Source organism: Kitasatospora sp. NPDC002522, from assembly GCF_053595195.1.
The window spans coordinates 1-10,857 of record NZ_JBSFXE010000082.1 but is presented as its reverse complement, the minus strand read 5'-3'; the positions used below and the strand labels follow the sequence as shown (position 1 = coordinate 10,857).

General features: G+C 70.0%; 10 protein-coding genes and 2 pseudogenes. 5 read left to right on the top strand and 7 right to left on the bottom strand.

Annotation, left to right across the window (positions count from 1 at the left end; all coding sequences use genetic code 11):
• Positions 1 to 446: 446 nt before the first annotated feature.
• Positions 447 to 1,241: a hypothetical protein gene (locus ACWD4U_RS34215; RefSeq protein ID WP_363462043.1), complete on the bottom strand. Its 795-nt coding sequence runs from the start codon at positions 1,239 to 1,241 to the stop codon at positions 447 to 449.
• Positions 1,242 to 1,353: 112 nt separating this feature from the next.
• Between ACWD4U_RS34215 and ACWD4U_RS34210 the strand changes: the two genes are divergently transcribed.
• Together ACWD4U_RS34210 and ACWD4U_RS34205 are read left to right on the top strand one after the other, a co-directional pair.
• A complete protein-coding gene (locus ACWD4U_RS34210; RefSeq protein WP_363462041.1) occupies positions 1,354 to 1,998 on the top strand; it encodes a TetR/AcrR family transcriptional regulator in 645 nt (214 codons plus the stop codon).
• A gap of 87 nt (positions 1,999 to 2,085) precedes the next feature.
• Positions 2,086 to 3,183, top strand: a complete 1,098-nt coding sequence (locus ACWD4U_RS34205; RefSeq protein ID WP_363462039.1) for a carboxylate-amine ligase — start codon at positions 2,086 to 2,088, stop codon at positions 3,181 to 3,183.
• Between the two features lie 57 nt (positions 3,184 to 3,240).
• Here the strand turns inward: ACWD4U_RS34205 and ACWD4U_RS34200 are convergent, their stop codons facing one another.
• Complete coding sequence (locus ACWD4U_RS34200; RefSeq protein ID WP_363462037.1) at positions 3,241 to 3,651, bottom strand: hypothetical protein; 411 nt, start codon at positions 3,649 to 3,651, stop codon at positions 3,241 to 3,243.
• A gap of 230 nt (positions 3,652 to 3,881) precedes the next feature.
• Between ACWD4U_RS34200 and ACWD4U_RS34195 the strand changes: the two are divergent.
• From ACWD4U_RS34195 to ACWD4U_RS34185, 3 genes and pseudogenes are all read left to right on the top strand, one after another.
• A pseudogene (locus ACWD4U_RS34195) lies at positions 3,882 to 4,520 on the top strand (IS5 family transposase); the annotation flags it as partial.
• Between the two features lie 536 nt (positions 4,521 to 5,056).
• The gene (locus tag ACWD4U_RS34190) at positions 5,057 to 6,838 is read left to right on the top strand and encodes a reverse transcriptase/maturase family protein (RefSeq protein ID WP_363462035.1); all 1,782 of its coding nucleotides are present in this window, start codon (positions 5,057 to 5,059) and stop codon (positions 6,836 to 6,838) included.
• A gap of 108 nt (positions 6,839 to 6,946) precedes the next feature.
• A pseudogene (locus ACWD4U_RS34185) lies at positions 6,947 to 7,069 on the top strand (IS5/IS1182 family transposase); the annotation flags it as partial.
• 172 nt (positions 7,070 to 7,241) lie between these two features.
• On the opposite strand, the gene ACWD4U_RS34180 reads toward ACWD4U_RS34185, so the two are convergent.
• The 5 genes from ACWD4U_RS34180 to ACWD4U_RS34160 form a co-directional block, all read right to left on the bottom strand.
• A complete protein-coding gene (locus ACWD4U_RS34180; protein WP_363462033.1) occupies positions 7,242 to 7,589 on the bottom strand; it encodes a HEAT repeat domain-containing protein in 348 nt (115 codons plus the stop codon).
• Positions 7,590 to 7,616: 27 nt separating this feature from the next.
• Positions 7,617 to 8,549 carry a hypothetical protein gene (locus ACWD4U_RS34175; protein ID WP_363462031.1) on the bottom strand — a complete coding sequence of 311 codons (933 nt, stop codon included), beginning with the start codon at positions 8,547 to 8,549 and terminating at the stop codon, positions 7,617 to 7,619.
• A gap of 515 nt (positions 8,550 to 9,064) precedes the next feature.
• Complete coding sequence (locus ACWD4U_RS34170; protein ID WP_363462029.1) at positions 9,065 to 9,946, bottom strand: SigB/SigF/SigG family RNA polymerase sigma factor; 882 nt, start codon at positions 9,944 to 9,946, stop codon at positions 9,065 to 9,067.
• Positions 9,947 to 10,322: 376 nt separating this feature from the next.
• Positions 10,323 to 10,496, bottom strand: coding sequence for a CsbD family protein (locus tag ACWD4U_RS34165; RefSeq protein WP_363462027.1), 174 nt, complete (start codon positions 10,494 to 10,496; stop codon positions 10,323 to 10,325).
• Between the two features lie 175 nt (positions 10,497 to 10,671).
• Positions 10,672 to 10,857, bottom strand: a 186-nt coding sequence (locus tag ACWD4U_RS34160; protein ID WP_363462025.1) for a SpoIIE family protein phosphatase, incomplete at its 5' end; no start/stop codon positions are given.

The following is a 10,857-nucleotide window of genomic DNA, read 5'->3' as shown; positions in this document are numbered from 1 at the left end:
ACCAGGGCAAGAACCCCACCGCCGGCGGCCCCTACGACCAACTCCCCTGGCGCCCCGGCCTCCTCACCCTCCAACACTGACCCACCCAGCACACACACGGGAGCCCCGGCCACACAACGGCCGGGGCTCCCCCCGTATCAGCCGGTCCGGAGCAATTCGGAGCGGATCTCCATCTGGAAGCCGTCCTCCATCGCCACGAAGTTCGCCGCGAGCTGCCGGGGCGGATCCTGCAGTGTGAAGTGCCCCTGCGACTGACCGAGCACCAGGACCGAGGCGTAGACGGCGATCTGACGTTCCGCCAGGGAGCTGTCGAGGGCGGCGGCCCTGGGATCGCGCGGGCAGCGCGGCCAGTACTCGTACAGGGGTCGATCTCGTGGACGAGCGCGTCGAGGTCGCCGTAAGAGAGCCTCGGCCGAAGTCATCCGCCGCGGCGGCCTGGACTGACGCTAGCCGGCGTTCCGGGGCCGTCGGGCGAGGATTCCGGTCAGCGAGGCGACCGTGAGGCGGGTCGGTCGGCGCAGATCGCGCTCCGGGTGCAGGACGGTGCGGAACGCTGCCCAGCTGAGGGCGCCGAGGACGAAGCCGTAGGCGGAGACCAGGCCGTGCCCGTTCTCCTGGGCGAACCACATCGCCAGCCCGAGCACCGGCACACCGAGTGCGAGCAGCCGGTTCTTGCGGACGGCTTTGGCGCTCGTGCCCTCGCCGGCAGCGTCGCGGTCGGCGGCCTGGCCGGAGTGCCCGTCGGCACCACCGTGCAGCAGCAGCGCCGCGGCCAGCGTCGCGCCGAGGAAGTAGGTGGCGCCGGAGCTGCCGGCGAAGTTGCGGGGGTCGGTGCTGTGGGAGGTCTGGCCCCAGAGCTTGTCGATCTGCTCCGGCAGCAGGATGCCCGCGGTGAACAGGCCGAGTGTCAGCGGCGCGCCCCAGAACCACTCGGCGAGGGCCGCGACGGCGGCGAGGGTGGCGAGGTTCCAGGCCGCCCCGCCGAAGCCGCCGTTCTGCATGAAGACCGAGGTGACCACGCGCCACCAGCCGGGCTTCGACGGGTCCGCGTCGAGCGCCCCCATCGCCCCCGACCAGCAGAGTTGGAGGGCCACCGCGGCGAGCGCGAGCCCGGTCAGCCCGACCGCCGCCCAGGGGATCCGCCGCCCGCCCAGCGTGCTCCGGCCGACCAGGGCCAGACCGCCGTTGAACATCAGCACCATCAGTGCCGCCGTGGTCACGTTGAACACCAGAGCGTCCATCGTCACCACCCCCCTCCGAGCCGTGTGCGCTTTTCTGATCATGACATTAGCGCCCCGAAGCAGGGTTTCAAACACTGTTCGAAAACGGACTCCGGCTCGCTAGACTGCGGTCGTGAAGCTGACCGCAGACCGGATCATCGACGCGGGGATGGCAGCGTTCGCCGAGACCGGCTACCACGGGTTCTCGGTGCGCAAGGTCGCGGACCGGCTCGACGTGCACGCCGGCAGCCTCTACTACCACGTGGCCAACAAGGCCGCGCTGCTCCAACTGATGGCCGACCGGGTGGCCCGGCAGGCGTTCGAGGCCGGCACCGCCGCCCTGGCCAGCCTGCCCGCGCAGGCAGGCTGGCCGGCGCGGGTCACGGCGCAGGCCGTCGCCCTGCGCCGGAGCATCCGGCGACATCCCGGCGGAGCGATCATGCTCGCCGGCAGCCCGAAGACCCTCAGCCCCGGCGCACTCTCGCTGATGGAACGCCTGCTCGACACCCTCGCCGAGGCCGGCGTTCCCCCCGAGCACTGCGGCACCGCCGCCGACACCGTGCTCAGCCACGTCACCGGCTACGTGCTCCAGGAGCAGAGCGAGCCACCCGCGGTGCCGGTCACCGCCGACGACGTCGCCGCCCTCCGTCGGAGCTTCCCCCGGACGGTGGCGGCCGCGGCCGCTCTCGACCCGGACGAGAAGTTCCTTCGGAGCCTGGACCTGCTCTGCGCCGGCATCGGGACGCAGATCCCGCCGGCGAGCAGGCCAGCCGGTTGACGATCCGAGCCACGGGCCGGCCGCGACCCGGCTGCACCGCATTCACCTGCGGGGATTGCGGCGGACCATCCGGGGTATCCGCGGGGCATGCTCACCCTCGGTGTGGAGGAGGAGTTCCTCCTTCTCGACCTCGGCACGGGCCTGCCGCGCGCCCGCGCGGAGCAGGTCCGTCGCAGCGCGGGCCTGCAGCCCGCCCTCGCGGAGGACGAGGTGCAGCGGGAACTCCTGCAGGCCCAGCTGGAGGTCGCGACCCCCGTCTGCCGGGAACTGGAGGAGGTCGGCGGACACCTCCTGCGCATGCGCCACGCCCTGGGGCAGGCGGCCACCGCGGACGGTTGCTGTCTCGCCGCGTCCGCAGCCGCTCCGTTCGCCGACCGGCTCACCATGCCGATCACCGACACCGCCCGGTACCGCGCCATGCACAGCGACGCGCCGCAACTGACCGATGAGCAGCTGATCACCGGCATGCACGTCCACCTCGGCATCCCCGACCGCGCGCTCGGGATCGTCGTGCTGAACCGGTTGCGTCCGTGGCTTCCGGTGCTCGTGGCGCTGGCCGCCAACTCGCCCCTGTGGCAGGGCGCCGACACCGGTTTCGCCAGCTGGCGGACCATCGTCTTCGGCCGCTGGCCCGTCAGCGGTCCGCCGCCGCGCTTCGAGGACGCCGCCGACTACGACCGGCGCACCCGCGCGCTGGTGGCACGCCGACTGATCCACGACCGTGGACAGATCTACTGGCACATCAGGCTGTCCGACCACTACCCCACCGTCGAGCTCCGCGCCATGGACGTCCAACTCCGGCCGGACGAGGCGGTGATGCTCGCCGGGACCGTGCGGGCCCTGGCCGACCGGGCGATCAGCGACCACGGGGCGGAGCGCCCAGGCCCCATCGTCGAGCCGGAGGCCCTGGCGGCCGCGGTGTGGCACGGCGCGCGCCACGGCTCCGCGGGTGAGGTGTTCGATCCCGTCCACGGTGGGCTCGTCGCGGTGGGAGAGGCGGTGTCGACGCTGCTGGACGCCGTCGACCCGGCACTCGACCGGAGCGGAGACCGCCGGCACATCGTTCCCGTGCTCGACCGGCTGCTCCGCGAGGGGAACGGCGCCACCCGCCAGCGCCGGGTCCTGCGGGAGCACGGCCGGGAAGCCCTGATCGCGATGATCGGCGACCAGACCACCGGCAGCTGACCCGGCACCGCGACCTGCCTGTCGGCGTGACGGTGGGGCGAGCCGGCGAGGCTGCGATCAGCTGGAGCCGTCGTCGCGTCCGAACAGGTGGGGCCTGCGGTGTCCGTTGGCCGGTGACGCCTCGTCAGGTCCGCGTGGTGTGGCCTCCTGCTGGTGCATCGGGCCGGTCCGTGTCCCGGCGGTCTGCTCGTGGGGACGGCGCGGCCCGCCGTCGAGCAGGTCGTCGCGCTGCCTGGTGAGGACGGCTCGCTGCGCTGCGAGGACGTCGCGCTCCCGGTAGAGGCTGTCCCGGTCGTCGGCGGCTGCGGTCGCCTCCACCCGGGCCGCGTCCCGCTCCTCGACCGCGGCGTCGCGGTCCTTGGTGGCGGCGGCCGTCTCCCGGCGGGAGTCGCGCAGCCCGTGCCGGGCGGTGGCACCGCGCCGCGAGGTGCGGCGTGCTCCGGTCAGCAGGAGGCGGAGGCCGAGCATGGCCGCCGCGCCGACGACGACGCCGAAGAGGAACAGCGTCCCGGTGGAACCGGTGAGCTGGTGGCCGACCAGCGTGAAATTGTTCGTCAGGTCGTGTGCGGTGCCGATGCTACCCCGCAGGTCTACGAACTAAGTGGTGGACTCCGGTGACCCGTAGCGACAGAAGGTGCCGATATGACCACTTCACCGACGGTGGAGGGCGACAGGCTCAGTCGGGAGCGGGCGCTGGCCTGCGCGCTGGAGATCATCGACCGCGAGGGCGTCGAGCGGATGTCGAGCGACTGCGTGTCCCGGACCGGGCAGCACTCGCGGGTGTGCTGTACGTGCTGCGAACCGGTATCGCCTGGCGCGACGTTCCCGCGGACGCCGTGGGCTGCTCGGGGTGACGGCCTGGCGCCGGCTTCGGGACTGGACCGAGGCCGGCGTCCGGCCGCAGCTGCACGAGGCCCTGCTGGCCGAGCTGCGGGCCAACGGCCGCCTGGACATGGACGATTGCGCGATCGACGGCTCCCACATCAGGGCGCTCAAAGGGGGGACCGCGTCGGCCCCTCGCCCGTCGACCGCGCACGGCCGGGGTCCAAGCACCATGTGATCGTGGACCGCCACGGCACGCCGCTGGCCGTGTCCGTGACCGGCGGAAACCGGCACGACGTCACGCAGTTGATCCCGCTCCTGGACGCGATACCCCGCATCCGGGGCCTGCGCGGACGACCCCGCAACAGGCCCCGACGACTGTTCGCCGACCGAGGCTACGACTACGACAAGTACCGCCGCCTCCTGTGGAAGCGCGGCATCAAGCCCTGATCGCGCGCCGAGGCGTCGCACACGGATCCGGGCTCGGCCGCACGCGCTGGGTCGTCGAGCGGACCTTGTGCGCCACGAGGCGCTCTGTTTGTATCCCCGGCTCAGCCGGGAGGAACTCGGAAGGAGGTTCCTGGGCCGGATGACTCACCTGGATCCGAAAGGTGAAGGGGACAAGAGCATGTCAGGAAACCGGTGACCGGGCCCAGTTGCCAGGGACGGTGCACCGGGCGGCCCGCGCGATATGGCGAAGACTGGATTGTTTGAAGACCAATCTCCAGAAGATGCAAGTTCCCATCCGTCGGAAAGACAGCTGAAACCGACGCCGACCCTGCACCGGTTTCGATTGTTGGCCTGGTGCAACTTCCGTGGTTCGGAGCGATGTCCAGCGAGGACATTCAAGGAGATGAGTGGGACGCCTAAGTCGCGCTAGAACGTACAGACAGGGACGAACGTGGGATCGCCTACGGGACGCGAGTCCTATGGCGACGGAGGCCCCGTAGTAGTCGCCGGAGTCACGCCCGGCCGGGGAGGGCGGGAAAGCCGTCCGCAGGGCGAAGGGGGCCAGGTGATTCGGACACCCGGATATGGGGAGGTATGCGAAATGCAGAGCGCCGCAACGGTGCTGGGTGTCCTGCGTGAGCGCGGCAGGCGCCATCTGCCGTGCGACGAACTGTATCGACAGCTGTTCAATCCACAGTTGTATCTGCTGGCCTACGGTCGCATCTACGCCAACCACGGCGCGATGACGCCCGGGGCCACGCCGGAAACCGTGGACGGCATGTCCCAGCGGAAGATCGACCGGATCATCGAGGCGATGCGCCACGAGCGCTACCGCTTCCGGCCGGTCAGGCGCGTGCACATCCCGAAGAAGAACGGGACCACGCGTCCGCTGGGGCTGCCGACCTGGTCGGACAAGCTCGTCGAGGAGGTGGTCCGCCTGCTCTTGGAGGCGTACTACGAGCCGACGTTCTCCGACCGATCTCATGGATTCCGTCCCCGACGGGGCTGCCACACCGCGTTGCGGGAGGTGGCCCACACCTGGACCGGGACGTCCTGGTTCATCGAAGGGGACATCGCCGACTGCTTCGGCAGCCTGGATCACCAGGTCCTGCTGTCGATCCTCGGCGAGAAGATCCATGACCAGCGGTTCCTGCGGCTGGTGCGCAACATGCTGACAGCCGGATACCTGGAGGACTGGAAATGGGGAGCCACGCCCTCCGGAGCGCCGCAAGGCGGAGTGGCCTCCCCGATCCTGTCCAACATATATCTGCACCGGTTGGACGAGTTCGTCGAGAAGGTTCTGATCCCGGAGTACACCCGTGGAGAGCGCCGGGTTCGCAACCCGGCGTATTTGGAGTTGCAGAATCTGCTGGCGAAAGCCCGCCGGCGCGGCGACCGGGCCCAGGCCCGGATACTGCGTCAGCGGATGGTGAGCCTGCCGAGTGCGGATCCCAACGACCCGTCATATCGCAGGCTTCGCTATGTCCGCTACGCAGACGACCACCTCCTCGGATTCACCGGACCGAAAGCCGAGGCCGAGCAGATCAAGCATCGCTTGGCGGAGTTCCTGCGTGACGAACTCAAGCTGGAACTCTCCCGGGAGAAGACGCTGGTCACCCACGCCCGAACCCGGGCGGCGCGGTTTCTCGGCTACGAGATCACGACCCAGCACAACGACACGAAGAAGACCGGCCGCTACCGCAGGGTCAACGGTCAGATCGCCCTTCGCGTCCCCAGGGACGTGATCAAGGCCAAGTGCGAGCCCTACCTCGCCCGCGGCAAGCCCGCGAAGCGAACGGAACTGACCAACGGCAGCGATCACGCGATCGTCGCCACGTTCGGGGCCGTCTACCGGGGCATCGTCCAGTACTACCTGCTCGCCGGAGACGTCTTCCGGCTGCACCGCCTGCAATGGGTCATGGAGACATCCATGCTCAAGACCCTTGCGGCCAAGCACCGTTCGACCGTGACGAAGATGGCCGCCAAGCACAAGGCCAGAATCGACACACCCAACGGGCCCCGAGTCTGCTTCGAGGCCCACATCGAGCGGAAGAACAGGCAGCCGCTGGTGGCACGGTTCGGTGGAATCCCTCTCCAGCAGCAGCGATCGGCGAAGGTCGTCGACCGTCGGCCTGTCTGGGTGGACTATCCGCAGAAGGAGCTGATCACCAGGCTCCTGGCGGACACATGCGAGGTCTGTGGGGCCACCGGTGATGTCCAGGTGCATCACGTCCGAGCCCTTGCCGATCTCGCCCGTGTCGGATGGCCGCCGTCCGACTGGGCGCGCGTCATGCTCGACCGGCGGCGCAAGACCCTCGTGGCCTGCACTGCCTGCCATGACCGCATCCACGAAGCGCGAACGGCCCGATCACTCACGCCGTGATCACTGGAGAGCCGGATGACAGGGAAACCGTCATGTCCGGTTCGGCGGGAGGCCGTGCGGAAAAGGACCTGCCACGGGCAGGCACCTCGCCGCGCGGCCGACCCAACCGCATGGCTCCATCAGTTCAAGCGACTCCGCACCCGGTACGAGCGCCGAGCCGACCTCCACCAAGGACTCCTCGAACTCGCAGCCAGCATCATCTGCCTACGCCGACTCCAAAGATCATTCTGAAACGATCAGTAAAGGTAGGCCCACGGTTCGACACCTGAGGCAGAGCTGTGTGTCCGGGGACGCCGCCCGCTCGGCCCGGGCCACCGCGAGGCTATTCAACCGCCCACCGATCACGTGGTCCAGTGAACCGCGGAACCGCCGAAAGTACCGAAGGCTGCGCTGCGGCGCACTTTCATGCGTGATCGCTCCGGTTGTTCGCACGGTATTGCCACAGTCCGGAGGTCCTGTGGTCGTGCTGCGAGAACACGTCGAGTGGTCCGACCCGCTCGTACGCCTCCTCGGTCCGTGGGTGGTCACGGCGGGCGAGTGCCCAAGCTGCCTCCAGACGCAGATCGTTGTCCTCCTCGTCGAGGAGCGCGAGGAAGGCGTCCAGGATGGCGGCACTCCGGTCGTCGTATCCGGCGAGGGACGCTGCGGCGCGGCGCCGCACCCAGATGTTCTCGTCACGAATCAGGACGAGCAGGGCGTCTCGGACCGCCGGCTCGAGTCGCCTGTCGGGTGTGGACCACGGGACGAACACCTCGGCAACGGTGGCCCGGACCTCGGGCTAGGGGTCGTGGATGCGTCCGAGGAGCGCCGATGCAGCCCGCTCCCTGCTCACGCAGTACACGGCCGCGCTGCGTACTCGCGGATCGGGATGGCTGATGTACCGCAGGCCGATGGCCTCCTGCTCCGGCTGCCCATGGCCGGTGTAGACGTCCAGGATGGCGGCGAGGACCTGCCCGTCGGGTTCCTCCTGCGCCCAGGACGCCAGGAAGTCGACATCCTGGGCGAGGTCCGGTGGGCGGTTTACCGGCACGAAGAGGTTCCGGTGCCAGATGACCCGGGCGAGGAAGTGGCGGCACAGGGGGTCGGGGTGCTGCCGCAGTGCGGTGAGCTCGGACCAGATGCGTGGGCCTCGGCGCTGGCCCAGGTAGTAGGTGGCCGCGAACCAGTTGCTGTCTCCGTCCTGCGCGTGCGGGACGGCGCGTGCCATCACTTCGTCGATTGGCGGGAACACTCCGAAGGCCCATTCGAGGTGGGTGAGGATGGCTCCGTGGCCGTCCCGAACGGTGTACCCACCGAGGGAAAACTCATCGGCCGTGTCGCCATCGGGCTCGTCGATCCGGCGTTTGGCAGCCGATTCCGGGGCTCCGGTCCGTCTGCGCAGTTCTTCGACCACACCCGTCTCATGCCAGTACCGGGCCAGGCCGAGCAGTTCCCGCCGGGACGCCTCTGGCAGACGTAGTCGGGGGTCGCGTCCAAGCACCGCGGAGACCAGCCTGGGGGAGCCCGTACCGACGGCCAGCAGCAAAGGAGTGCTGCCGTCCGGGAGCTCGCGGTCCGGGTCGGCTCCCCCGTCGACCAGGACCTCAGCGGTGAGGTGATCGAAGTCGGCTACGGCGGTGCAGAGCACGGGCAGTCCGTCAGAGCCCGTGGTGTCCGGATCTGCCCCCTGTTCCAGACAGGTCCGCACCGTGTCGGCGTCCCCGGCGGTCACGGCACTGACCATCCGGCCGGCCAGGTCCGACGACGGATCCGTCAATGCTCCCCCTGATGGCGTGTCCCAGGTGAGCAACGTACCCGAAGCAACGAGCGGGTGCGGAGGCTTATTCATCGGCGAGGCGGCGCTCGGCAGAGCGGGACAGTAGACGTCGCCGAGGGGAACCGTTCGTCGGTCCCACCTGTGAAGCCCCAGCGTGTGAGTTCCAGCCGATGGTCAGCCACAGATCTGCTGACCTGCGCGCTTTGCGCCCAGGCGGGTCCGACCAGTCGCGCACGGCAAGCTCACCGGTGCACGACCTTTCGATTCCTGGCTCGACCGAACATCACGACGACCTTTAGACGCAGGTGCTGACGGAGAATCACATCGGGGGGGGCAGAAAAGTGTGGACCATCGGCGCCGTCGTGGCCCTGATCGGCGCCACGCTGCTCGTCATGGGCGCAGTGGGCCACGAGGTCGCCGGCCGCCGCCACTTCCGGTAGGAGACGGACGCGTACCTGCGCCCGCGCCGGTCAGTCGGTGTCAGGGCCCGGAGCGGTCAGCCGGGCCCGGATGCCGTCCAAGGTGGCCGTCAGCAGCCGGGAGACGTGCATCTGGGAGCAGCCGATCTGTTCGGCGATCTCCGACTGGGTGCAGTCGCCCCAGAACCGCAGCATCAGGACGGTGCGCTCGCGGGGCGTGAGGTCCTTGAGCAGGGGCCGCACCGACTCGCGGCAGTCGACCAGGTCCAGCCTGGCGTCGCGTTCGCCGAGCCGGTCGAGCAGAGCGCTCCCGTTCTCGTCGTCGCGGTCCTCGCGCAGCGCGTCCAGCGATCCGGTGCGGTAGGCCCGGCCGACCTCGAGGGCGGACCTGGCGGTGTCGGTGTCGAGCCCGAGGGTTTCGGCGAGTTCCCGGGCGGTGGGCAGCCGGCCGAGGTCCTGTTCCAACCGGTCGGAAGTGCGCGCGACCCGCAGGTACAGCTCCTGCAGGCTCCGCGGTACCCGCACGGACCAGGTGTCGCGGAAGAACCGCTTGATCTCGCCGGAGATGGTGGGGATCGCGTAGGTCACGAACACGACGCCGCGCCGGTGGTCGTAGCCGTCGACGGCCTTGATCAGGCCCACGGTGCCGACCTGCAGGATGTCGTCCATGTCGGCGGACCGGTTGCGGAACCCGGCGGCGACGAAGCGCACCAGCGGCATGTTCAGCTCGATGATCGTGCCGCGGACGTAGCTGTAGGCGGCGGACTCGCGTTCCAGACCGGCCAGCCGTGCGAACAGCGCGTCGCTCAGCTCGCGGGCCTCGGCCTTGCCCATCAGCCGCATCTCCTGGCGGGTCGGCCGGCCGGACTCCGGCGGGACGTGGCAGGGCGCGGTGGGCACAGCGGTGGACAGCGTGGTGGTGGGGGTGGACACGGGGTCATCTCCCTGTTTGATCCCCGCGGCGAGGCGGGCGCGTCCAGCTTGGACCTGGCCGCGCCGATGGCGGGGATGCGAAGGTGGGAGACCGTGACACCCGGCTTCTTCAGGCGGCGGCGTCCCGGCACGGTGACCGTGCCGTGGTCCCGGCGCCCCGAGGACGCCGGACCGGAGCCGGGCAGGACAGCCCGAGTGCTCCGCACCCTCTCCCCTACCCGGTCAGGGCCGCTGCCAAGCACCCCGACGAGCGACGGACCGGCCGCCCTGCGCGACCGGTGCGCCCCAGCCCGCAGGCCGGGAGCGCACCACGCGCGAGGAGCCTCGATCTGCCGGACCTCCTCCGCACCGCCCGTGAATCCTCGTGATCCGTCCGTCAGTGCCTGGTGGCGTCCTTGACCTTCTCGCCGGCCTGCTTGAGGTCGCTCTTGGCCTGGGTCGCCTTGCCCTCGGCCTTCAGGCCCGGGTCGTCGGTCGCGCGGCCGACCGCTTCCTTGGCCTTTCCCTTCGCCTTCTCCGCGACGTTCTTCACCTTGTCTCCGGTGCCCATGGCAATCGCTCCTCCGCTCGCGGCCCGGCCGGGTGCGGCCGGTGCCTCCGGGGCGTCTGCTCGGCCTCACGGACCCGAAACCGCTCAGCGGACCTCGGCTTGCTCCCGTGCGGCGCGGGTGAGCGGACCCGGCCCCGGGCGGACGTCCGGGCCACCGGCCTGGCGGGCTCCGCGCTCAGGCCGGCTGGAGGCCGACGATGCAGGTGTCGTCCCGTGGGTTGGGGGCGTTGAGCCGACGGAGGATGTGGTCGATGCGGCCCCGGAGCCCCGGAGCCTGGTACTCCTCCGCGGCCGTGCGGAGGCGTTCGAGTGCGTGGTCCAGCGTCTCGTCACGCCGTTCGATGAGTCCGTCGGTGAACAG

Excerpts from the sequence above, each read along its gene's own strand:
- ACWD4U_RS34205 (WP_363462039.1), top strand. The coding sequence starts at position 2,086 with ATGCTCACCCTCGGTGTGGAGGAGGAGTTCCTCCTTCTCGACCTCGGC.
- ACWD4U_RS34190 (WP_363462035.1), top strand. The coding sequence starts at position 5,057 with ATGCAGAGCGCCGCAACGGTGCTGGGTGTCCTGCGTGAGCGCGGCAGG.
- ACWD4U_RS34215 (WP_363462043.1), bottom strand. The coding sequence starts at position 1,241 with ATGGACGCTCTGGTGTTCAACGTGACCACGGCGGCACTGATGGTGCTG.
- ACWD4U_RS34200 (WP_363462037.1), bottom strand. The coding sequence starts at position 3,651 with ATGCTCGGCCTCCGCCTCCTGCTGACCGGAGCACGCCGCACCTCGCGG.
- ACWD4U_RS34165 (WP_363462027.1), bottom strand. The coding sequence starts at position 10,496 with ATGGGCACCGGAGACAAGGTGAAGAACGTCGCGGAGAAGGCGAAGGGA.